The sequence below is a fragment of the Nocardia sp. NPDC004123 genome, assembly GCF_053603795.1.
The window spans coordinates 35,685-57,739 of sequence record NZ_JBSGGG010000003.1 but is presented as its reverse complement, the minus strand read 5'-3'; the positions used below and the strand labels follow the sequence as shown (position 1 = coordinate 57,739).

Genomic DNA, 22,055 nt, shown 5'->3' with positions numbered 1-22,055 from the left:
GTCTGGTAGTTCGGGTCTATCTGGTGATTCGGGTGCGCTGACGTGGTGTCAGTTGGGGCGGAAGCCGAAGTCGACACCGGTGACGGTTTCGTCCCACCGAGAGGTGACGTACTTCGGTTGGGTGTAGAAGCGCCAGGCGGCGTTGTTCAGGCCGGTGTCACCAAACACGGAGTTCTTCCACCCGGCCACCGCATAGGGAGCGACCGGGACCGGGATGGGGACGTTGACGCCGACCATGCCTGCCGAGGCTTCGCGTTGGAATTTGCGGGCCGCACCACCGGAGGTAGTGAAAATCGATGCCCCGTTGCCGTATTCGTGATCGTGGATCAGCTTGAGGGCGTCGTCGAGGGTGTCGACGCGGACCACCACCACGACCGGTCCAAAGACCTCGGCCCGGTAGATCTCGGCGGTCGGATCGACGCGGTCGACGAGGGTGGGTCCGACGTAGAAGCCGTTCTCGAACCCGGGCACGACCTCGGCGGAGCGGTCCACGATCACGTTCGCGCCGGCCTGTTTCGCTGCGGCGACGATCCCCTGGATGCGCTGCTGCGCGGCGGCGGAGACTACCGGACCGATTTCGGACTTGGGGTCGTTGCCCGGTCCGACCACAACCGCTTTCGCCCGCTCGGACAATGCAGCGACCAGGTCGTCGCCGACCCCGCCGACTGCGACGGCCACCGAGATCGCCATGCAGCGCTGTCCGGCGGCTCCGAACCCCGCCGAGGAGATGGCGTCGGCGGCCGCCTCGATGGGGGCGTCGGGCATTACGACGAGGTGATTCTTGGCTCCGCCGAAGGCCTGCACCCGCTTGCCGGCGTTCGCGGCGCGCTTGTAGATGCTGTGCGCGATCGGGGTCGAGCCGACGAACGAGACACCCGCGACCTCGGGGTGGTCGATCAGCGCCTCGACGACCTGCTGCTGGCCGTGGATCACGGAGAGCACCCCGTCGGGCAGTCCGGCTTCCTTGGCCAGTTCGGCGAGCCGGATCGCCGGGCCGGGGTCCTGCTCGCTGGGCTTGAGGATGAAGGTGTTGCCCGCAGCGATGGCGATGGCGGCCATCATCAGCGGGATCATCACCGGGAAGTTGAACGGGGTGATGCCCAGGACCACCCCGAGCGGGTGCAGGGTGGAGAAGGTGTCGATGCCGCGTCCGGTCTGCTCGGAAACCTCGCCCTTGAGCAAACCTGGTACGCCGCACGCGAGTTCGACGCTGTCGAGACCACGGGCGACTTCGCCGCGGGCGTCGTCGAGGGTCTTGCCGTGCTGGGCGGTGATCAGCTCCGCGAGCTCGTCCTGGTTCTTGCGGATCAGGTCCCGGAACGCGTAGAGCACCTGCGCGCGCCGCGACGCCGGCAGATCACGCCACGCCGGCAGCGCGGCGGCGGCGGAGGCGACGACCTGCTTGACCGTGTCGTCGTCGGCGAGGGCGACCGAGGCCAGGGTCTGGCCGGTGGCCGGGTCGAGTACGGGAAGCTGGTCGCCGGCCGAGACGTGCGGTTTGCCGTCGATCCAGTGGGGAATGGTAGTCATTTGGAAGGCTTCTCTCGCGATGGTGTCGACTCGGGGCGTCAGGCGGTTGGGGCGTGCTTGCCGACGACACCGTCGAAGATTTCGACGATCGCGTCGTCCGGGATGGAGTCGTTGTCCTCGGCGGAGTCGATTTCGCGCCACATCTCGTAGGCGATTTCGCGGGCGATCTTGCCGTCCCGCATCTGGAAGCAGTGCACGAGGCGCACGCTCATCTTCGTCCCGATCGGGTACGGCAGGTTCGGCATCTTGTCCCCCACAACCGTGACGTGGGCGATCTGGTCGTCCATCACGAAGTCCTCGGTGGCGAACCGGCGCAACGCAATAGTCTTGTCGTAGACCAGGGTTTTGAAGATGTCCATGTACGCCGAGCGGACCTCGGCGGGGTCGGTGTAGACCATGCCACGCGAGGGGGCTTCCCACACGATGTCCTCGGTATAGAGGGCGATCGCCTTGTCCACGTCGTCGGGGTTCTCGTTGTGGAAGTGTGCTTGCACCACCTCGAGGTTCCGCGCGATGATCTCCTCACGGGTAAGGTCGGAGTTCGGGCGGGTGTCCGCGATCGCAGCGTCCACCAACGTGTGTGCCTGGGTCATGGGGTCAACCTTTCGAGGTGAGGGCAACGTCGTCCCCGACGGGCACGTCCATCTCGCCCGAGGGAACCGCCAGTTGTGGTCCGTTGCCTGATGCGTCCTGGCGTTTGACCTAGATCCTGTGTGAGTCATGACACAGAGCGCTTGGGTGTGTGTACCAAAGTTCACCCACTCGATTGCGTTCGCCGCCCATCCCCGCTGCGTACGGGCATCGACCGCACATCCGTCGGTCGGCACGCATTCCCAGTACGCAGGTTGCGCCGGCAAAGGCCCAGTGGCCACGACCGCCGCGGGGCGAATCGTGGTGCGTGCGAGAGCGGACCCAACGCGCACCCCTCGCTTAGGGCTCCAGGCGCAAGATCGCTGGGCTCGACCAGCACGAGAATGGGTAAATCCGAACCACTCACCACCGGAGTGCTCGTGTTCGGCGGAAGGGGCCGGAGATGAAGGTACTTATCCGTGGGGGATACCTGAATCCCACGGCCGAGCGCGCCAACAATATTCCCGAGGCGGACATCCTCATCGAGGACTACACCATCACCGAGGTCCGCGAGCCGATCGACCCTGCGGTCGATCACATCTGCGACTCCGGCGCGCGGGCGGTCATCCCGGGCCTGATCGACCTGCACCGGCTCACGTGGGAAACGGTGCTGAGCAACTCGGTGTCGGATGCGACCTGGCCCTCGTGCCAGGAGCGCAGGCACACCTTACGGCGGGCATTCACCCCGGATGACGTCTACGCCAGCACCCTTCTCGGAGCCGCGTCGGCCGTGCACCCCGGGAGCACCACAGGTCGTCGACCTCGACGACCTGTACACGTCGCCCGAACAGATCGCCGCCGCAGCCTCGGCCTTGCAGCGCGCTCGGGTTCGCACCGTCCACGCCGTCGTTGGGGACGGTAGATCGGATAGTCACCGGCCGGGCACGGACGGAACGCCGTCGCCGGCCATGCGTCCACCGCGCCTGCCCAATTCATCGCCGCCGGGCTCACACCGGGGCTGGGAATCGGGAACGCCATGGTCACTAGCATCGCGCCCTTCGATCAGCTCCACAGCGCATACCAGCACGCCCGGCTCGCCTACTGACGCCCTTTCCCAGACCCCGATATCCCAACCACTCAGGAGCACAGTTCGATGACCGAACCGACCATGCCCGCTGTCTTCCTCAGCCACGGTGCGCCCCCACTCGTCGACGACACCCGATGGGTACGTGAACTGCAGGCCTGGTCGACGACACTGCCACTCCCCCAGGCGATCCTCGTCGTCTCCGCGCACTGGGAATGTGCACCGCTGACCATCGGCTCGACCCTGACGGGAACACCGCTGACCTACGATTTCGGTGGCTTCCCTCAGCGTTTCTACGACGTTACCTACCCCACGCCCGGGGCACCTGATCTCGCCCGCACCGTCGCCGCCCTGATGCCCGACAACGAACCCGTCGCGCACAACCCAGGCCGAGGCCTCGACCACGGTGCGTACGTGCCGCTGACTGTGATGTACCCCAAGGCGGATATTCCCGTCCTACAGATCTCGCTGCCGACCCTCGACCCGGCTCGGCTCATCGCACTCGGTCAACGTCTCCGTCCCCTGCGCGACGAGGGCGTGCTGATCATCGGCTCCGGGTTCACCACCCACGGGCTGCCGTTTCTGCGCGAGTTCGTCCCCGACGCCACCCCACCTGGATGGTCGGTGGACTTCGACGCGTGGGCCTCAGAGATGCTCGCGACACGCAACATCGACGCGCTCGTCGACTTTCGGCGCAAGGCACCCGGAATGCCGTTCGCGCACCCCACCGTCGAACATCTCGCCCCGCTATTCGTCACGCTCGGCGCATCCACCCGCATCGACGACGTGCCCGATCAGGTGATCGACGGGTTCTGGATGGGTCTGTCGAAACGCTCGTTCCAGCTGAGCTGACCTTCCGATCACTGTAGACCGCCGTTGCGGCCGGGCACGCACCCGTGGTGACCGGCCGCCCTGCGCAGGAGTTCCGACTGGATCCGTCGCTCCCGGCACGCGAGTCTTGTGCGGTCACGACCGCGAAATGTGAGAGCACCAGCGAACGATGACGCACCACACCGACGATCACGAGCACCAGGCCGACTTCCGCGAGCACGAACGGAGTCACCACGCTGAACAGGAACAGCATCCGCGACTGCGAGGACGTGGCGGAGGCTGCGTCGGCGATGGACTGATCGAGCTATCTGCTCGGGGCCGCGGCAGCGAACCGATACGACATCCATGCCGAACGACATCCATGCCGAATCTGAGGCCAACAGGATCAGACATCCGATACCGACTTTGCACTACGTCAGTTGAAGTTGACATGTCCGCCGGGACGAGCAAAGGCGAGCAACATCATTTCCCCTAGCACGAGAGTTATTTCGTTGCGGTGTAATCGTTTTCGTTGATGTCTGAGGTTCAGGAGCGGGCTTGATGGCCTCTGCACCAGTGTGCGGCGGCGAAGCCGTGGACTGGTGCGCGGGCGGGGTCGAGCACTATCGCCAGGAGACGGCGGATGTCGGCGACTGTGATCGGGCTCGGCCCGCGTGGGCTTTGGGTCGGTGGTGGCGAGGAAGGCGTGGGGCGAGCATGGCGAGGGTGATGTGCCGATACCAGGGGTGCCATTTCCGGACCTGGAAATGATCCAGGCCGCACCGGTCCTTGGCGGCTTGGAAACGTTCAATGGCTGACCGCCGCGAGGGAACTCGTCGACGAGGTTTTGCGCGAGGAGTCCGAGTTCGACGCGGTGCGTCGCCTGGCTGCCGAATTCCCTCTGCGGGTCTTTCCAGACGCGGTCGGACTGCCCAGGGAAGACCGCGAACATCTCCTTCCCTACGGCAGTTTCGCGTTCAATGCGTTCGGTCCACACAACGAGCTGGTCGTGGACGGCGAGGCCGGGATCGGCGAGCACTCGTCGGCGTGGGTGAACTCGCAATGCACTCGAGACAGCCTCGGCGACAATGGGTTCGGCGCGAAGATCTATGCCGCCGCCGACCACTGCGACATCACACAGCGGCAGGCTCCGCTGCTGGTCCGCTCATTGCTCACCGCCGGTGTGGACACGACCGTCAATGGAATCGCGGCCGTAATATACGCTTTCGCCACCAATCTCGATCAATGGCAACGACTGCGAGCGGCACCGGCCCTGGCGCGTACGGCATTCGACGAGGCCGTGCGCTGGCAATCGCCGGTGCAAACCTTCTTCCGCACCGCGACCGCCGATGTCGACCTCGGCACAACTCTCGTCCCGAAGGATCACAAGATCCTGATGTTCCTGGGAGCGGCCAACCGGGATCCGCGGCGCTGGCGCGATCCCGACCGCTTCGATCTGTCCCGGGATCCGTCTGGGCACGTCGGTTTCGGAATGGGCATCCATCAATGCATTGGCCAGCACGTGGCCCGATTGGAGGCCGAGGCGTTGCTCACGGCGCTCGTGAATCGTGTCGAGAACATCGAACTCACCGGCACCGCACGCGTCCGACTGAACAACACGTTGCGGTCCTGGGCCGAGCTTCCCGTCCGGATGGCGCGCGCCGGCTCACACGGCTGAGTTCGTCTCATGCCGTGTGTGGGCACACGCCAATCGACGTGGCGTCGAGGAAACTTCCTCGTCGCCACGCAGTTGTGTCGTGCCGGTATGTACCGTCAACTGCGGTACCACGCATACGACGTGAGGCACGCGGCGTACGAATCGGCACAATCGTCCGAGCAGTACCGAGACCCTTCGGCCACGGCCAAAAACAGGTCACGACCGCAAAACAGGCAGAAGAGCGTCCGTGTCGCGGACTTGGCACGAACGAACCACACCAAAGATCGCAACATCGTCCTCACCCGATCACTCCTGGACCCCACCGGCCGCAATAGGAAGCAGGGCATCGGTCAGGATCAAGTCCGCGGCCGTTCCCGTGCGCACCTCATCGATGCTGATTCCCGGCGCGGTTTCCACCAGAATCAGTCCCTTCTCGGTGACGTCGAGTACCGCCATATCGGTGATGATGCGCTGCACACACTCACGACCGGTGAGCGGAAGCGTGCATCGCTCAACGATTTTCGGTTCACCTCGACGCGAAACATGCTCCATCATCACGATCACCCGGCGCGCGCCGTGCACCAGATCCATCGCACCGCCCATACCCTTCACCATCTGGCCGGGGATCATCCAGTTGGCCAGATCGCCGTTGGCGGCGACCTGCATGGCGCCCAGAACCGCGACATCGACCTGTCCGCCGCGAATCATTCCGAACGACTGCGCCGAGTCGAAGAACGCCGCGCCCGGCAACGCGGTGACTGTCTCCTTGCCCGCATTGATCAATTCGGGGTCGAGCTCATCTTCGGTCGGGTAGGGACCGACACCGAGCACACCATTTTCCGAATGCAACACCACCGAGGTGTCGGGGGCCAGGAAGTTGGGCACCAGTGTCGGCATGCCGATGCCGAGATTGACGTACTGTCCGTCTTCGAGTTCCGCGGCGACTCGAGCCGCCAGCTGTTCGCGAGTCAGCCTCATGCCCGCACCGTCCTGTTCTCGATTCCGACTCGGACCTTGCCGACATGCACGACGCGCTGCACGTGGATCCCTGGGGTATGCACATGATCCGGGTCGATGTCGCCCGGCTCTACCAGGTGTTCGACCTGAGCTATGGTGATCCGGCCAGCGGTGGCGGCGGGCGGGTTGAAATTGCGGGCGCTGCTGCGGTACACGAGGTTTCCGTGGCGATCGCCCTTCCATGCGTGCACCAGAGCGTAGTCGGTGACGATGCCGCGTTCCATCACATAGGTCACGCCATCGAACTCGCAGGTCTGCTTCGGCGGGCTGGCAACCGCGACACCCCCGGCACCGTCGTATCGCAGCGGCAGGCCGCCATCCGCAACCTGAGTGCCGACACCGGCCGGGGTGAAGAATGCCGGGATGCCGGCGCCACCGGCTCGCATCCGCTCCGCGAGTGTGCCCTGCGGGGTCAGCTCGACTTCCAGCTCACCGGACAGATACTGACGTTCGAACTCATCGTTGGAGCCCACGTAGGAGCTGATGGTACGCCGGATACGGTGCTCTGCCAGCAGCACACCGAGCCCGAAACCCGAAGTGCCGCAGTTATTGCTGACAGTCTCGAGGTCTGTGGCGCCCTGCGCGAGCAAGGCGTTGATGAGCACTTCGGGAACCCCGACGAGCCCGAATCCGCCTACCGCGAGCGAGGCACCGTCGGGGATGTCGGCGACCGCCTCAGAGGCCGAGGAAAAGACTTTGTCGATCACGATCCCACCGTAACCAATCTCGTGCGCAATGTGAACAACAATTCGTATACCGAACTTTTGGGCCTCCAACCGTTGCCTGCATCACCAGGCGCGAGCTACCGTGTTCACATATTGACGATGTGTCCGAATAACGAACGTAAGGTCCTGGACATGCTCCACCTACCGCCGCGATACCGCGGCATCGACGAGGGCGAAGAAGCTCCACTCGATTTCACGGACTACCGGTCCACGACGAGGCGCCACCCCAAGCAGTCACTGCACCTGCTGCCTCAGCGGCTCACCGAGCTGACCGGTCCGGTGTTCGGCGAGGAACGTGTCACCCAGGCGGACGCAGACCTGACGGTGGCCAATGGTGGTGAGGCGCAAGGGCAACGGATCATCGTGCACGGACAGGTGCTGGACACCGATCGCAAGCCGGTGCCGAATGCCTTGATCGAGATCTGGCAGGCCAACGCCGGCGGGCGCTACCGGCATCAAGGCGATCGGTGGCCGGCCCCACTGGACCCTCATTTCAACGGCGCAGGCCGCACGGTCACCGATACGCAGGGCTACTACTCGTTCACGACAATCAAGCCTGGCGCGTACCCGTGGGGCAACCACCACAATGCGTGGCGGCCTGCTCATATCCACTTCTCGCTGTTCGGCACTGCATTCACGCAGCGGCTGGTGACCCAGATGTACTTCCCGAACGACCCCATGTTCTTCCAGGATCCGATCTGCAACTCGGTGCCCGATGGCGCCAGGCAGCGGATGGTCAGCGTGTTCGACTACGAGGCGACCACTGACAACTGGGCACTCGGGTTCCGATTCGACATCGTGCTATGCGGGCACGACGCGACCCCGTTCGAGAAGGACGACCATGATGACTGATACCGCTACACCGCTATTCGCACCGCGTTACCACGTGGCTCCTGCTGAGACCGACACCGTCGAGTTCGGACCGACTCCATCCCAAACCGTGGGCCCGTACCTGCACATTGCACTGTCTTGGCCGGACGGACCAGATGTGGTCTCACCGGGCACGGAAAGCGCGATCACGATCACTGTCACTGTATTGGACGGCCACCGCGAACCGATCGCGGACGCGCTGGTCGAGACCTGGCAGGCAGACACGAACGGCATCTTTGGCCACCCGGATGATCCACGCGCGCAGTCGAATCCGCTATTCCGCGGCTTCGGACGCTGCGCCGCGGACACCACCGGGACGACTCGGTTCACGACAATCAAACCCGGCCCCAATCCGACCCCGGACGGCGAAAACGAAGCTCCACACCTGAATATCTCCATCTTCGCCCGCGGCATGTTGAACCGGCTGATCACCCGGCTCTACTTCCCCGACGAAGGGGCCGCGAACTCTTTCGATCCGGTGCTGTCCTCACTGCCGGAATCCCAGCGGCCCAAACTGATCGCCATCGCGACCGACAACGGCTACCACCTCGACGTCGTCGTCCAGGATGACGACCCGGACGGTGCGGAGACGCCGTTCTTTTACCTTTAGGAGCAGCGCGTGTCGCGTGGAGAGCTGTTCGATCCCCTATTCGGAGCCACGGCAGTCGGTGCGGCTACATCAGACCGCGCATGGATCTCCGCCCTGCTCGAGGTGGAGGCCGCGTTGGCCCGTGCCGAGGCAGCGGTGGGCGTCATCGAGCCACGTCACGCCCAGGCCATCGACACGGTCGCGAAGATGCTCGCCGAGACAATTGGCCCAGAGCAACTCGGGCGCGAAGCCGTCGCGGACGGAAACCCGGTGATCCCCTTGGTGGGACACCTACGCGCAGCGTGCGTGGCGGCGGAAGTACCAGCGGACGCCGTGCACAAGGGCGCGACGAGTCAGGACATTCTCGACAGCGCGCTGATGCTGCTCGCACAACGCGCCGGCGCCTTGATCGTCCTCGATGTGAAGGCCGCCGCCGATGCGGCCGCCGCTCTGGCCCACGTGCACCGCGACACTCCGATGGCCGCTCGCACCCTCGGTCAGCAAGCACTACCCACGACCTTCGGCGCCCTCGCGGCAAGCTGGTGCGCGGCCCTCGACCGTGCCGCGAGCGGACTCGCCGAAGTGCTGGTCGACCTACCGGTGCAATTCGGCGGAGCCGCAGGTACTCTCGCCGCGCTGCACCCCCAAGGGCTCGCGGTCGCCGATGCACTCGCCGCGGAGCTCGGCCTGGCTCCGCAGGGAATCCCCTGGCACACGAATCGAGTGCGCATAGGTGAGCTGGCCGCCATGTTGGGCGTCACGGCAGGCGCGGTGGGCAAAATCGCCACCGACATCATCGCGCTGGCGGCCACCGAAATCGGTGAGGTCACCGAGGCGCTACCCGGCGGATCCTCGGCCATGCCCCATAAGCGAAATGCCGTCGCTGCGATCACTGCTCGTGCTGCCACACGGCGAGCGCCTGGTCTGGTCGCGACGGTCCTCAGCTCGATGGACCACGAACTCCACCGCGCAGCCGGCGGCTGGCACGCCGAATGGGAGTCCTGCACCGAGCTGCTCCGCGTCACCGGGGGCGCCGCGAATCGCTTGGTAGAGAGCATGTCCGGCCTCCAGGCGCACCCCCATGCCATGGCGCGCAACCTGGCGCTCACCGGCGGGGTACTGCTCGCCGAGCGAGTCACTACAGCGCTTGCCACCCATACCGACGCCGCGCGCGCCGTCGTCACCGCCGCGGCCACCAGCGACACGCCGGACTTAACCACCGATCCTGGCATCAACGAATATCTCGACCCGGAGGAGGTTCGCGAATTGCTCGACCCCGCAGGCTATCTCGGCCATGCCCGCGACTTCGTAGACCGGGTGTTGGCCGACCGAACCGACTAAGGACCAGCTTTGAGTTACCTCTGCCTCAGCACCACTGTTCGTCGTCACAGAGTGAGCAGTTTCCGGCATATGGGCAACAGCGAGACCGGGACGGTGCGGTCGTGAGCATCGATTTGGCGTATCAGATTGCCGGCCAGGGAGCAGCCGTGCCCCCCGTGGTTCTGCTCGGGTCACTCGGGTCGAGCCGCTCGCTGTGGGCACCGCAGATAAGTGCATTGTCCGCGACGCACGAGGTCATCGCGGTGGATCTGCGTGGCCATGGTGAATCTCCCACGCCGCCAGGCCCTTACACCATAGGCGAACTGGCCGGTGACGTATTGACGCTGCTCGACCGGCTTGATCGGACCGAGGTGCATCTGGTCGGTCTGTCCCTCGGAGGCGCGGTGGCACAGTGGATCGCCGCACACGCGCCGGAACGGGTGCGAACACTGACTTTGATGTGCACTGCCGCGAAATTCGGCACGCCATCGATATGGCTGGACCGGGCCGCCACGGTCCGTGCCGACGGCACCGCATCCATCTCCGACACGGTTGTGGCCCGCTGGTTCACTCTCGGTCTCGCCGAACGGGATCCCTCGTTGATCGCACGGTGTCGGGCTATGGTCGCGGCCACCGACGACGAGGGCTATGCCGCGTGTTGCGAGGCGATTTCGCAGTGGGATGGGCAAGCGGACCTGGACCGTATCGCCGCACCCACACTCGTCCTCGCCGGCACTCAGGATCCTGCCACCACCGTGACCGATCTTCGATCTCTTGCCGACGGAATAGCGAAGTCGACCCTGCACGAACTGGACCCGGCGGCGCACGTGGCGAATATCGAGCAGGCCGGACGGGTCTCAGCATTGATCGCCGCGCACATCGCGACTTCCTCGCCCGGTTCTGGCGCGCTTAGCGCGATGGCAGGACAGCGTGTCTCGGCCGGCGATCGCGCGTCGGCCTTCGATGCGGGAATGCACGTGCGCCGGTCGGTGCTCGGTGACGCACACGTGGATCGCGCCATCGGCGGCACCACCGAGTTCACCGCACCTTTTCAGGACTTCATCACCCGCACCGCGTGGGGCGATGTGTGGAGCCGACCCCAACTCGACCATCACACCCGCCGGCTCCTGACCATGGCGGTCCTCACCGCGCTCGGCAACACCCACGAACTGGATATGCATATCAGGGCGGCATTGCGCGCCGGGGTGGCTGCCGAGGAACTCGCCGAAGTGTTCCTGCACACCGCGATCTACGCGGGCGTGCCGAACAGTAACCTCGCATTCGGACTCGGCAACGCGGCGCTCGCGGAGGGCGTCGGTCCCTCCGAGTTCACCGACGAGGAGGAACCGCACCCACAATGACCGAACCATCGACGGACTATGTGCAATCGCTCGGCCGCGGCCTGGCTGTCATCAGGTCCTTCGACAGCGAACATCCGCGCCGTACCCTCAGTGATGTAGCAAAGGCCACCGACCTGACCAGAGCGACCGCCCGGCGGTTCCTGCTGACATTGGTTGAGCTCGGGTACGTGCGCACCGATGGCTCACTCTTTTGGCTGACCCCGCGGGTACTCGAACTCGGCTACAGCTACCTATCCAGCCTGAGCTTGCCGGAATTAGCCGGGCCACACCTGGAATCGCTGGCCGAGCAGGTGCACGAGTCGACATCGATATCAATTCTCGACGACGAGCACGTCGTGTATGTAGCCCGCGTTCCGGTCAGCCGGATCATGACCGTCTCGATCAATATCGGCACGCGGTTCCCTGCCTTCGCCACCTCGATGGGCAGGGTGCTGTTGGCCGGACTGCCCGAGACCGCATTCGAGGAGTATCTGGCCAAAGTCACGCTCACCCCACTCACCGGCCGCACCATCATCACCGCCGACCAGCTGCGCGAGGAAGTCGCGAAAGTGCGCTCCGACGGCTACTGCGTCGTCGACCGGGAGCTCGAGGAAGGGCTACGGTCGATGGCCGCGCCCATCCGTGACCACACAGGCACTGTGATCGCTGCCGTGAACATCTCCACGCACGCCGCTCGCTACACGCCCGCAGCGGTCCGCAAGGACTTGATACCTCCATTGATCGCAACTGCCGATGCCATCCATCACGACCTCACCCGAGTTCAGTCCCCAACCTGAATCACCACCAGCTCCAAAGGAATCGCTATGCCCGATGCTGTCATCTGCGAACCGCTGCGCACCCCGGTGGGCCGGTTCGGCGGAGTATTCAAAGACATTGCGCCGGAATCACTCGCTGCGACAGTGATAGCGGAATTGTTGAACCGCACCGGAATTGACGGCAGCCACGTAGACGACGTCATACTTGGGCAAGCCTCTCCAAACGGGGAGGCACCGGCCATCGGGCGTGTCGCCGCACTGGATGCCGGTCTCGGCGTGGGCGTGCCCGGGCTGCAGGTGGATCGGCGGTGCGGATCCGGGCTGCAGGCGATCATCCAGGCCTGCATGCAGGTGGCGACCGGCGGCAATGAGCTGGTCCTCGCCGGCGGTGTGGAATCGATGAGTCAGGCCGAGTTCTACGCGTCCGGAATACGGTGGGGAATCAAGGCAGACGGCGTCGCTCTTTCAGACCGCTTGGACCGCGCGAGGGTCAATGCGGGCGGGAAGAACTTTCCGGTCGCCGGTGGCATGATCGAGACGGCCGAGAACCTGCGCGCCGAGTTCTCGATCAGTCGCGCCGATCAGGATGCACTCGCGGTGCAATCACATCAGCGCGCCGTAGAGGCACAATTCTCCGGCCGATTCGCAGACGAGATCGTGGGGGTCGCGGTGCCGCAGCGGAGATCGGGACCGGTGGTGATCGAGTCCGACGAACACCCTCGTGCGGAAACCAGCATGGAGTCGCTGGCGCGGCTTCGACCGATCCGCGCAAGCATCGACCCGGGCTCCACCGTCACCGCAGGCAATGCCAGCGGCCAAAATGACGGGGCCGCGCTGTGCATCGTCACCACCTCCGATAGAGCTCGCGCCTTGGGCCTACGCCCCCTGGCGCGCCTCGCGTCATGGGCGGTGGCCGGGGTCCCGCCACGCACCATGGGCATCGGCCCGGTACCCGCAACCGAAAAAGCTCTCGCCCGACTGAATCTCACGCTCGACGACATCGACGTCATCGAACTCAACGAAGCTTTCGCCGCCCAGACTCTGGCGGTCCTGCGCACCTGGAAACTCGAACCCGACGATCAACGGCTGAACCCCAACGGATCCGGGATATCGCTAGGACATCCGGTCGGCGCGACAGGTGCCCGCATCCTCGCAACGCTATTACGCGAACTCAACAGACGAGAAGGACGCTACGGGCTGGAAACGATGTGCATCGGCGGCGGCCAAGGCTTGGCTGCTGTGTTCGAACGCATCGGATAGATCGCCTCGGCCGGGATCCGCCGGAAACCTACTGAGGAGTTCAGGCTTGGATCCCGGCCACAACGAACCCGGGCTATCGGCCCGAAAATTGCCCAGCTTTTACACCCAGGCCGCCATCACGTCGGCCAACGCGACCGCGCCGCGCCGACAATCGTCCGGTTCGGCGTATTCGGGCGCTGAGTGCGATATCCCGGTTGGGTTGCGAACGAAGAGCACCGCGGTCGAGACCTGTTCTGACAGGACTCCCGCGTCATGGCCCGCAGCAGTGGGCAGCACCGGAATATTGCCCAGGTGCGCGAGCTCCGCGCGCAGTCGCTCCCGCGTCTCATACGGGAATTCGACTATGGGAGAGCGTGATTCGGTAACGGCCTGCAAGGAAACACCGTCGCGGACGGCATGCCGGTGTGCCAGGTCTTTGATCTCGGCAACCAACGCTTCGAGGGTTTCTTCGTTCGCGGCGCGCGCATCGAGCCATGCGTTGACCTCTGAAGGGATGGCATTGGTCCCGTTCGGTGCGACGAGCACTTTCCCGAATGTCGCTACCGCACCAAGTTTTTCTGCGCTTGTGCGAGCTATGAACAGTGGATACGAAAGCCAACATCGGGTCGCGCCGGCATGGTTGGCCTCGCCGGTGAAACAGAACGCCCAGCGCCCGTGCGGCCATATCGACGACGCAAGTGCCAGCGGACTGTCGATCGGATCGAGTTGCCGGGATGGGCTATCTGAAAAGAGGACGGATCCATCGGCTACGGCGCCGGACTCGAACTGGTCACCCATCCGATGAGCTCCGCGTGGGCGGTCGAGGGGTTTCCGTGGAATGTGTTGCGGGAGCTTCGTATTCACGGAGCCTATACCGACAACCAGGTCGGTATCCATGTCCAAGTGTCCAGGGACGGGTTCGCCTCACCCGCGCACGTGTATCGGTGGATGAAGTTCGTGTACCGCAACGAATCCTTCGCCACCCGCCTGGCCCGGCGCCGTAGCGACGATTGGGCCAGCTTCGACCCCGATGCCCGCGCCGAGATCGTCAACTTCGTCAAAAGCAACCGCTTCGGCTACGGCCGCTATCAAGCCATCAACGTGTGCCCCGAGCAAACCTTCGAGGTCCGCATCTTCGCCAGTTCCCTTCAACCACAACAGGTCCAGGCCGCCCTAGCCTCCGTGGCCGCGTCGATGGAATACACCCGTGATCTCACCGTCGCCGATGTCGCCCGCCGGCGCGGCTGGGAGTGGACTGCGTTCGTCACCTGGGTGCGCCAACACCCGATCTATCAGCCCCTGCTGGCGGAAATGGAGGCCCTCTCGTGTGCATCCTGACCTTCTTCAAGCCCGGCATCACCCCCGAACTTCGATGCCCTGCGCGACGGTGCGGCTGCCAACCCTCACGGACATGGTTACGCCGTCGTCGCCGGTGACCGAATCCTTGTCGGACGCGGCCTCGACGCCGCATCCATGGTCGACGAGTTCGCTTCCGTCCGGGCACAATTTCCCGAAACCCCAGCGCTGTTCCACTCCCGGTTCGCCACTCACGGCTTCATCACCAACCAGAACTGTCATCCCTTCGCGATCGGTGGTGACGAGCGGACGGTGATGGCCCACAACGGGGTTCTCCCCGACATCGTGCAACCTCGGCCCCGGGGATCCGCGTTCGGACACCCGCGTGGCCGACGAGGACTTCCTCCCCCTCGAACCGTTCGGGCCGCTGGACTCCTGGGTCGGACGCACCGGGCTCGAGGACTGGCTGGGAGGGGACAAGATGATCGTCTTGACCGTCGACCCCCGCTACAAGCACACCGCGAACCTCCTCAACGAACACCACGGGCCAATGCGAGCGCGTCTCGATCAACCCGAACTGCTCACCGATGGTCACTGAGGTGAAACACTGAGCATCTACAGTTACCTACATGGCCGATGACAAGGCGCTCCTTCGCAACGCGGGCACCGCGTGGAGCCGCTACCCACAGGAGCGTGTCGAGACCCTCGAGCTCGAGGCTGCGATCGCCCGGAACGTACGGCAGCTACGCCAGCAGCAGGGACTTTCTGTGGGCGACATGGCCGAGAGAATAGGAATCTCCAAGGCGATGCTGTCCAAGATCGAGAATGCCCAGACTTCCTGCAGTCTGGGCACCCTCGCGCGCCTCGCGCAGGGGCTCGATGTGCCGGTGACGAGCCTGTTCCGCGGCGCTGACACCGAGCGGCCGGCCTCCTTCGTCAAGGCAGGGCAGGGCACTCCGATCGTGCGCAATGGCACCCAGGTGGGACACGAGTACGAACTGCTCGGCACGCTCCGCGGCGAGCACAAGCGGCTGGAATGCCTGATGGTCACCCTCAACGGCGCGAGCGAGGTCTACCCGCTCTTCCAGCACCCTGGAACGGAATTCATCTACATGATGGAGGGTGTCATGGACTACGGCCATAGCCGCTCGATCTACAGGCTCCACCCTGGCGACTCGCTCCAGCTCGACGGCGAAGGAGCTCACGGCCCGACCAACCTGATCGAGCTTCCGATCCGGTTTCTCTCGGTCATCGCGTTCCCGGACTCGAGTATCTAGGACAACTCTGGCCGGGCCCACCGAGGGTTCCTCTGATCAGCCTGCGCGCGTTGCCTCGGCAGCCATCTGCGCACGCTCGTCGGCGATGGTGGTGTCGTCACCGTGGCCGGTGTGCACGATGGTGGCGTCCGGCAGGGTGAAGAGCTTCGCGCGGATTGATGCCTCCAAGGTCGGGAGGTGACTGTACGACCGGCCGGTGGCGCCGTGGCCGCCGTGGAAGAGGGTGTCGCCGGTGAAGACACAGCCCAGGTCGGGGGCGTAGAGGCAGACGGCGCCCGGGGCGTGGCCGGGTGTGTGGAGTACCCGCAGAGTCGTACCGGCCACGGTGAGGGATTGGCCGTCACAGAGGTCGCTTCCATTCCGCCACCGTTGGTGGCTGACTTGTCCAACGCTGTGGTGGTCGACCTGGCTCAGCGTCGTGCCAGCATCTCCAGGCTGTCCGCCAGGGCCAGCGCCCCCGCCTCCGCATCGCCATCCTCGACGTGCTCCGCGGGCGCGTGCGAGACGCCTGAGGGGTTGCGTACGAAGAGCATCGCTGTGCTGACGTGGTCTTTCAGGACGCCGGCGTCGTGGCCGGCACCGGTACCGAGCTGCGGTGCGTCCTGGATCACCCCGCAGAGCGCGTCGCGTAGTCGGGGGTCGAAGTCGACCGCTGGGCTCCACGACTCCTCGGTCATAGTTACCTCGCAGCCCTCCGCACGGGCGACGGCGGCGACCCGGGTGCCGATTTCCTCGACGAGGTAGCGCGCGACGGCGTCGTCCGGGTGGCGTACGTCGAGCCAGATCTGGACCTGGGAGGCGATCACGTTGGTGCCGCCGGGGATCGGCACGAGCCGGCCGACGGTCGCGCGCGCGTCCGGCACGGAGCGGGCCAGCGCTTGGATAGCAACGACCGCCTGCGCAGCGGCCACCATCGGGTCGCGCCGGTCGGCCATCAGTGTGGTGCCGGCGTGGTTGCCCTCGCCGGTGAAGACCAGCCGCCAGCGGCCGTGGCCGATGATCGAGGTGGCCACGCCGACCGGGGCTCCCAAGTCGACGAGTCCGCGGCCCTGCTCGACGTGGAGCTCGACGAAGGTATCGATGCGGGCGAGGGTTTCCGGGTCGGCGCCGACATAGTCGGGTTGTAGGCCCTGGGCGCGTGCCGCCTCAGCGAAGGTGACGCCGTCGGAGTCCTTCAGCGCCAGTGCGCGCTCGGGTGGGATCGCGCCGGTCAGCAGGAGCGAGCCGAGACAGGCCAGCCCGAAGCGCGACCCCTCTTCCTCCGGGAAGACCGCGATCGCCCGGCGGCCCGGTACGTTCCGGGCGGCGAGGATGTCGAAGGCGACCAGCGCGGAGGCCACACCGAGCGGGCCGTCGTACGCACCGCCACCGGGGACGGAGTCCAGGTGGCTCCCGGTGACGACGGCACCCGCCTCGGGGCTGCCCTGCCAGGCCCAGATGATGCCGTTGCGGTCGGTCTCAACGTCGAGGCCGCGCGCACCTGCCGCGCCGATGAACCACTCCCGCAGCCCCAGCTCAGCCGCGCTATAGACCGGCCGGCTGTAGCCGCCACGGACCGGGTCGCGGCCGATGTCCGCGATCTCGGCCAGGAGGGAGGAGACGGTGTCACTGCGGGGAGCGGTCATAGGAGTCCTTCGGGTGTGGGAGCAGTTGTAGGTCGGCCGGCATCTCGCCGAGGTCGACCGTTGCGTCGGCGGGCCCTTCGGGGGACGGACTCGCCGGGGTCCTGCAGCATCGTCATCGCATCTCGCTCGCGCCAACGTAGCGGTGCGGGCTGGTCAGCAACTTCCCCTCGGCAAACCGCTCGAGGCGAAAGTCCGAGGCCGGGATGTCGGGGTCGGTGCTGTCGCCCTCGAAGACGAGATCGGCAACGAGGTCGCCGACGGCCGGGCTGATCTTGAAACCGTGGCCGGCGAAGCCAGCGCACAGGACGAGGCCGTCGACACCGCCCACCGGCGCGATCACGGGATTCCAGTCCGGCGGGACGTCGTACACCCCGGCGTAGGTGTGTGTGACCGACGGGTCGGGGAAGCCTGGGAACCGGTGCATGAGCTTCTCGGCGTACTTTTCGATGCTCGCCTCGCCGGCGATGTTGGAGTAGTCGTCGGGGTCGACGAACTTCTTCTGATGATCAGCATGGTCGCTGTTACCGACCAGGAACTGGCCGGAGCCCTCGATGCGGCAATACTGGAGGCTGACCAGGTCGGAGACGACCGGCAGGTCGTGCAGCGGCTCGCCCGCGTCGACGATCAGCAGCTCGGAGCGGTAGGCGTCGATCGGGAAGTCGATGCCCAGGTCCGCCATGAGCTTCGCCGACCACCAGCCGGCGGCGACGATGACGAGGTCGGCCTCGATGATCTCGCCGCTCTCGAGCGTGACGCCGGTGACCTTGTCGCCCTCGGTGAGGATGCCCGCGACGGGTGTGCTCTGCCGGATCTTCGCGCCCTTGTCGCGGGCCCGTCGGCCGAAGTGCAGGGCAAGCTGTGTCGCGTCCGCGAAGCCACCCCGCGGCTCGTACGCAGCGAGCGCGACGTCCTCGGTGTTCATCTTCGGCCACAGCGTCTGGAGCCGGTCGCTGTCGATGAGGTCGACTTCGATGCCGAGACCCTGGTGCATGAAGACATTGGCCTCGAGGGGCTCGACGTTCTCCTCGCCCACGATGACGGTGTAGCCGACCTGACGGAAGCCGACCTCGGCGCCGAGCTGTTCGAACAGCGGCAGGCTGCGCCAGGCCATGGCGGCGATCGAAGGGACGCCGTAGTGCGCCCGGACGATTCCGCTGGACTTGCCGGTGCCGCCGCCGCCGAGCAGGTGGCGCTCCAGTACGACTACGTCGCAGAGCCCTCGCTCGGTGAGCGCACGTGCAATGGACAGGCCGATGAGGCCGCCACCGATGACAACTGCTTTGCGTCCACTCATCAAAGGGTTCCTCCGTTGTTCCAGCCCGGGATCCAGGAGGTGCCGGCCAGCGGTATGCGAGCCATGGCGGCGGCCTCGATGGAGATCGCGACCATGTCCTCGGGCTCGAGGTGGGTGACGTGGGCCTTGCCGCAGGCGCGAGCGATGGTCTGGGTCTCCATGGTCAGCACACGGAGGAAGTTGGCGATCCGACGGCCGCCCTCGACCGGGTCGAGTGCCTTCTGCAGCTCGGGGTGTTGGGTGGTGATGCCGGCCGGATCCTGGCCGTCCTGAAAGTCGTCGTAGAAGCCGGCGGCCGAGCCCAGCTTGGCGTACTCGGCCTCGAGTTTGGGGTCGTTGTCCCCGAGCGCGATGAGGGCTGCGGTACCGATGGCGACCGCGTCGGCACCTAGTGCCAGGCACTTGGCGACATCGGCGCCGTTGCGGATGCCTCCGGAGACGATGAGTTGGACGCCGTCGGGCTTCTTGTGGACGCCGAGTTCCCGCAGGGCCTGGACGGCCTGCGGGATGGCGGCGAGCGTTGGGATTCCAACGTTCTCGATGAAGACCTCCTGGGTGGCCGCGGTGCCGCCTTGCATGCCGTCGACTACGACGACGTCGGCGCCGGCGTGGACGGCGAGCTTCACGTCGTAGTAGGTTCGCGAGGCGCCGACCTTGACGTAGATCGGCTTCTCCCAGTCGGTGATCTCGCGGATCTCGTTGATCTTGATGGTGAGGTCGTCGGGGCCGGTCCAGTCGGGGTGACGGGAGGCCGAGCGCTGGTCGATGCCGACGGGCAGGTCGCGCATGCCGGCGACCCGCTCGGAGACCTTCTGACCCAGCAGCATGCCGCCGCCACCGGGCTTGGCGCCCTGGCCGAGCACGATCTCGATCGCGTCCGCGCGGCGGAGGTCGTCGGGGTTCATGCCGTAGCGGTTGGGCAGATACTGGTAGACGAGGTTCTTGGAGTGGCCGCGCTCCTCGGTGGTCATGCCGCCGTCGCCGGTGGTGGTCGACGTGCCGGTCTCGGAGGCACCGCGCCCGAGGGCCTCCTTGGCGCGGCCCGAGAGGGCGCCGAACGACATGCCCGCGATCGTCACCGGGATGTCGAGGTGGAGCGGGAACCTCGCGTTGCGGGCGCCCAGAATCACGTCGGTGCCGCACTTCTCCCGGTAGCCCTCCAGGGGGTAGCGCGACATCGACGCGCCAAGGAAAAGCAGGTCGTCGAAGTGCGGGAGGGGCTTCTTGGCGCCCCAGCCGCGGATGTCATAGATGCCGGTCTCGGCAGCGCGGTGGATCGCGGCGATGGTGGCGCGGTCGAAGGTGGCGGACTCACGCAGGCCCAGTCGGGCGCGATCCTCGGGTGTGAACGTCATAAAGTGCTCCGTCGCTTGGAGATCAGTACGTGTTGTCAGCGTGGAAGTGGTACAGCGTGCGAGCCGAGCCGTAGCGTCTGTACGAGGCCGGGTCGTCATCCTCGTAGCCGGCGGCCTTCAGCAGGCCGGCCAGCTCCTCGAGGTGCTCAGCTCGCATCTGCTTCTCGATGCAGTCGGCGCCGAGGGACTTCACTGTGCCGCGCACGTAGATACGGGCCTCATACAGCGAGTCACCGAGGGCGTCGCCCGCATCACCACGCACGACGAGGCGCCCGCGTTGCGCCATGAAGGCACTCATGTGACCGATCGAGCCTCCAACCACGATATCCAGGCCCTTCAGCGAGATGCCGCAGCGCGCACCCGCGTCCCCGTCGATGATCAGCAGGCCGCCACGACCGGTCGCGCCGGCGGACTGCGAGGCCGAGCCGGTGACGTGCACCACCCCGCTCATCTGGTTCTCGGCCAGACCCTGGCCGGCGTTGCCGTTGACGGTGATCTCGGCCTGCTTGTTCATTCCGGCCGCGAAGTAGCCCAGGTGGCCGTTGATGGTGACCTTCACGGGGGCGTCGATTCCGACCGCGACGTTGTGCGCGCCGAACGGGTTGTCGATGACGAACTCGCCCGACAGGCACTCGGCGTGCAGCGCCTGGTTGACCTCGCGCAGCGGCGTGATGACGAGGTCGAAGGTGGTGATGGCGCTTGTGGTGGGCTCGGTGGCGATAGTGCTCATGCGGGGACGACCTCCTCGGTCTCACGACGGGTCCAGGCGTAGATGACCTCCGGCTCGGGCTCCCAGATGCGGGCGTACTCCACACCCGGCAGGTGGGCGAGAGCGCGGTACTCCGAGGCCATCGCCACCCAGTCGTCGGTCTCGGCGATGACCGCCGGTTTGCAGGCGATCGCATCGCGGACCACGGCGAAGGAGTCGCGGTTGGAGACCAGCAGCGTGTAGAAGCCGTCGAAGGTCTCGGTCAGGCCGGTCAGCGCAGTCTCGACGTCCTTGCCGCCGGCCAGCTCGTGGGCGACGAAGCGTGCGCCGACCTCGGTGTCGTTCTCGGAGTCGAACTCGACGCCCGCGGCCTCGAGGTCACGGCGGATCGAGGCGTGGTTGGCGAAGGAGCCGTTGTGCACCAGGCACTCGCCGGGGCCGACGGCGTACGGGTGCGCGCCGGAGGCGGTGACGGCCGACTCGGTCGCCATCCGGGTGTGGCCCACGCCCTGCCAGCCGGTCACCTTGTCCAGGCCCCAGGCGGCGGCGAGGTCCTTGGGGGTTCCAACCCCCTTGAGCACTGCGAGGTCCTCGCCGAAGCCGCCCACGAGTACGTGCGGATAGAGTTTCTTGGCGGCAGCCAGGAGCGCGCTGGAGTCCGCTGCGCCGCTGGCCATCAGCACGTTGTCGACCACGGTGACAGCGATCTCGGCGCCGACCTCCGCTGCGAGCGCGGCGGCGACCACGTCGGCGGGCACCTCGATGTCGATCAGCGAGATCGTGCCCTGGCCTTTCGGCGACCAGACTTCGTTGCCATAGACGGCGATGCCGGCGGAGTCCGCGCCGCGGTCCTGCATCTCGCCGAGCATCCCTGTGAGCAGCTCACCGAGCTGTGGGTAGAGCTGGGGGTTGCGCAGGTGCAACCCGACGATTCCACACATTCCTGTCTCCCTTGATCTGGCTGGTCCCGGC

General features: G+C 65.9%; 22 protein-coding genes and 3 pseudogenes. 12 read left to right on the top strand and 13 right to left on the bottom strand.

The features are described from left to right. Positions 1 to 48 precede the first annotated feature (48 nt). Both ACWEQQ_RS04665 and ACWEQQ_RS04660 read right to left on the bottom strand, forming a co-directional pair. Complete coding sequence (locus ACWEQQ_RS04665) at positions 49 to 1,530, bottom strand: CoA-acylating methylmalonate-semialdehyde dehydrogenase (protein WP_452347139.1); 1,482 nt, start codon at positions 1,528 to 1,530, stop codon at positions 49 to 51. Positions 1,531 to 1,568: 38 nt separating this feature from the next. Further along, positions 1,569 to 2,123 (bottom strand): nuclear transport factor 2 family protein, encoded by a 555-nt coding sequence (locus ACWEQQ_RS04660; RefSeq protein WP_452347138.1) that lies wholly within the window; start codon positions 2,121 to 2,123, stop codon positions 1,569 to 1,571. A gap of 440 nt (positions 2,124 to 2,563) precedes the next feature. Here ACWEQQ_RS04660 and ACWEQQ_RS04655 point away from each other — a divergent pair, with 440 nt between their 5' ends. Both ACWEQQ_RS04655 and ACWEQQ_RS04650 read left to right on the top strand, forming a co-directional pair. Next, positions 2,564 to 3,022, top strand: coding sequence for a hypothetical protein (locus tag ACWEQQ_RS04655; protein ID WP_452347137.1), 459 nt, complete (start codon positions 2,564 to 2,566; stop codon positions 3,020 to 3,022). A 231-nt stretch (positions 3,023 to 3,253) separates the two neighbouring features. Next, positions 3,254 to 4,036 (top strand): dioxygenase family protein, encoded by a 783-nt coding sequence (locus tag ACWEQQ_RS04650; RefSeq protein ID WP_452347136.1) that lies wholly within the window; start codon positions 3,254 to 3,256, stop codon positions 4,034 to 4,036. A gap of 646 nt (positions 4,037 to 4,682) precedes the next feature. On the opposite strand, the pseudogene ACWEQQ_RS04645 reads toward ACWEQQ_RS04650, so the two are convergent. Then, positions 4,683 to 4,860 (bottom strand): annotated as a pseudogene (locus ACWEQQ_RS04645) (IS701 family transposase); the annotation flags it as partial. Between ACWEQQ_RS04645 and ACWEQQ_RS04640 the strand changes: the two are divergent. Continuing rightward, positions 4,806 to 5,672, top strand: a pseudogene (locus ACWEQQ_RS04640) (cytochrome P450); the annotation flags it as partial. The pseudogenes ACWEQQ_RS04645 and ACWEQQ_RS04640 sit on opposite strands and share 55 nt — an antisense overlap. A 285-nt stretch (positions 5,673 to 5,957) precedes the next feature. Here the strand turns inward: ACWEQQ_RS04640 and ACWEQQ_RS04635 are convergent. Both ACWEQQ_RS04635 and ACWEQQ_RS04630 read right to left on the bottom strand, forming a co-directional pair. Further along, a complete protein-coding gene (locus ACWEQQ_RS04635; protein ID WP_452347135.1) occupies positions 5,958 to 6,629 on the bottom strand; it encodes a CoA transferase subunit B in 672 nt (223 codons plus the stop codon). After that, positions 6,626 to 7,372 (bottom strand): CoA transferase subunit A, encoded by a 747-nt coding sequence (locus ACWEQQ_RS04630; RefSeq protein ID WP_452347420.1) that lies wholly within the window; start codon positions 7,370 to 7,372, stop codon positions 6,626 to 6,628. The genes ACWEQQ_RS04635 and ACWEQQ_RS04630 overlap by 4 nt, the downstream gene beginning before the upstream one ends. A 153-nt stretch (positions 7,373 to 7,525) precedes the next feature. Here ACWEQQ_RS04630 and pcaH point away from each other — a divergent pair, with 153 nt between their 5' ends. From pcaH to ACWEQQ_RS04600, 6 genes are all read left to right on the top strand, one after another. After that, positions 7,526 to 8,245, top strand: coding sequence for a protocatechuate 3,4-dioxygenase subunit beta (gene pcaH / locus ACWEQQ_RS04625; RefSeq protein ID WP_452347419.1), 720 nt, complete (start codon positions 7,526 to 7,528; stop codon positions 8,243 to 8,245). Next, positions 8,238 to 8,873: a protocatechuate 3,4-dioxygenase subunit alpha gene (pcaG, locus tag ACWEQQ_RS04620; RefSeq protein ID WP_452347134.1), complete on the top strand. Its 636-nt coding sequence runs from the start codon at positions 8,238 to 8,240 to the stop codon at positions 8,871 to 8,873. Before pcaH ends, pcaG begins: the two co-directional genes overlap by 8 nt. 9 nt (positions 8,874 to 8,882) lie before the next feature. Beyond that, positions 8,883 to 10,193 carry a 3-carboxy-cis,cis-muconate cycloisomerase gene (gene pcaB / locus ACWEQQ_RS04615; RefSeq protein WP_452347133.1) on the top strand — a complete coding sequence of 437 codons (1,311 nt, stop codon included), beginning with the start codon at positions 8,883 to 8,885 and terminating at the stop codon, positions 10,191 to 10,193. Between the two features lie 101 nt (positions 10,194 to 10,294). After that, positions 10,295 to 11,533 (top strand): bifunctional 3-oxoadipate enol-lactonase/4-carboxymuconolactone decarboxylase PcaDC, encoded by a 1,239-nt coding sequence (pcaDC, locus tag ACWEQQ_RS04610; protein WP_452347132.1) that lies wholly within the window; start codon positions 10,295 to 10,297, stop codon positions 11,531 to 11,533. Next, complete coding sequence (locus ACWEQQ_RS04605; protein ID WP_452347131.1) at positions 11,530 to 12,309, top strand: IclR family transcriptional regulator; 780 nt, start codon at positions 11,530 to 11,532, stop codon at positions 12,307 to 12,309. Before pcaDC ends, ACWEQQ_RS04605 begins: the two co-directional genes overlap by 4 nt. A 27-nt stretch (positions 12,310 to 12,336) precedes the next feature. Continuing rightward, the gene (locus ACWEQQ_RS04600; protein WP_452347130.1) at positions 12,337 to 13,548 is read left to right on the top strand and encodes an acetyl-CoA C-acetyltransferase; all 1,212 of its coding nucleotides are present in this window, start codon (positions 12,337 to 12,339) and stop codon (positions 13,546 to 13,548) included. Positions 13,549 to 13,647: 99 nt separating this feature from the next. On the opposite strand, the gene ACWEQQ_RS04595 is transcribed toward ACWEQQ_RS04600, so the two are convergent. Then, positions 13,648 to 14,325, bottom strand: a complete 678-nt coding sequence (locus ACWEQQ_RS04595) for a M20/M25/M40 family metallo-hydrolase (protein ID WP_452347129.1) — start codon at positions 14,323 to 14,325, stop codon at positions 13,648 to 13,650. A 150-nt stretch (positions 14,326 to 14,475) separates the two neighbouring features. Between ACWEQQ_RS04595 and ACWEQQ_RS04590 the strand changes: the two genes are divergently transcribed. Beyond that, complete coding sequence (locus ACWEQQ_RS04590) at positions 14,476 to 14,865, top strand: hypothetical protein (RefSeq protein ID WP_452347128.1); 390 nt, start codon at positions 14,476 to 14,478, stop codon at positions 14,863 to 14,865. A gap of 18 nt (positions 14,866 to 14,883) precedes the next feature. Here ACWEQQ_RS04590 and ACWEQQ_RS04585 read toward each other — a convergent pair whose 3' ends face one another. Beyond that, positions 14,884 to 15,147 carry a hypothetical protein gene (locus ACWEQQ_RS04585; RefSeq protein ID WP_452347438.1) on the bottom strand — a complete coding sequence of 88 codons (264 nt, stop codon included), beginning with the start codon at positions 15,145 to 15,147 and terminating at the stop codon, positions 14,884 to 14,886. Between ACWEQQ_RS04585 and ACWEQQ_RS04580 the strand changes: the two genes are divergently transcribed. Together ACWEQQ_RS04580 and ACWEQQ_RS04575 are read left to right on the top strand one after the other, a co-directional pair. Beyond that, complete coding sequence (locus ACWEQQ_RS04580; RefSeq protein ID WP_452347418.1) at positions 15,052 to 15,426, top strand: hypothetical protein; 375 nt, start codon at positions 15,052 to 15,054, stop codon at positions 15,424 to 15,426. The two genes, ACWEQQ_RS04585 and ACWEQQ_RS04580, sit on opposite strands and share 96 nt — an antisense overlap. Positions 15,427 to 15,452: 26 nt before the next feature. Then, positions 15,453 to 16,100 carry a helix-turn-helix domain-containing protein gene (locus ACWEQQ_RS04575; RefSeq protein WP_452347127.1) on the top strand — a complete coding sequence of 216 codons (648 nt, stop codon included), beginning with the start codon at positions 15,453 to 15,455 and terminating at the stop codon, positions 16,098 to 16,100. Between the two features lie 36 nt (positions 16,101 to 16,136). Here ACWEQQ_RS04575 and ACWEQQ_RS04570 read toward each other — a convergent pair. The 6 genes and pseudogenes from ACWEQQ_RS04570 to ACWEQQ_RS04545 all read right to left on the bottom strand — a co-directional run. After that, positions 16,137 to 16,454: pseudogene (locus ACWEQQ_RS04570) on the bottom strand (MBL fold metallo-hydrolase); the annotation flags it as partial. 56 nt (positions 16,455 to 16,510) lie between these two features. Then, positions 16,511 to 17,725 carry an allantoate amidohydrolase gene (locus ACWEQQ_RS04565; protein WP_452347126.1) on the bottom strand — a complete coding sequence of 405 codons (1,215 nt, stop codon included), beginning with the start codon at positions 17,723 to 17,725 and terminating at the stop codon, positions 16,511 to 16,513. A gap of 112 nt (positions 17,726 to 17,837) precedes the next feature. Beyond that, the gene (locus ACWEQQ_RS04560) at positions 17,838 to 19,019 is read right to left on the bottom strand and encodes an NAD(P)/FAD-dependent oxidoreductase (RefSeq protein ID WP_452347125.1); all 1,182 of its coding nucleotides are present in this window, start codon (positions 19,017 to 19,019) and stop codon (positions 17,838 to 17,840) included. Continuing rightward, positions 19,019 to 20,374, bottom strand: a complete 1,356-nt coding sequence (locus tag ACWEQQ_RS04555) for an FMN-binding glutamate synthase family protein (protein ID WP_452347124.1) — start codon at positions 20,372 to 20,374, stop codon at positions 19,019 to 19,021. Before ACWEQQ_RS04555 ends, ACWEQQ_RS04560 begins: the two co-directional genes overlap by 1 nt. A 22-nt stretch (positions 20,375 to 20,396) precedes the next feature. Then, a complete protein-coding gene (locus tag ACWEQQ_RS04550) occupies positions 20,397 to 21,104 on the bottom strand; it encodes a GltB/FmdC/FwdC-like GXGXG domain-containing protein (RefSeq protein ID WP_452347123.1) in 708 nt (235 codons plus the stop codon). Beyond that, a complete protein-coding gene (locus ACWEQQ_RS04545; RefSeq protein ID WP_452347122.1) occupies positions 21,101 to 22,024 on the bottom strand; it encodes a glutamine amidotransferase in 924 nt (307 codons plus the stop codon). Before ACWEQQ_RS04545 ends, ACWEQQ_RS04550 begins: the two co-directional genes overlap by 4 nt. Between the last annotated feature and the right edge of the window lie 31 nt (positions 22,025 to 22,055).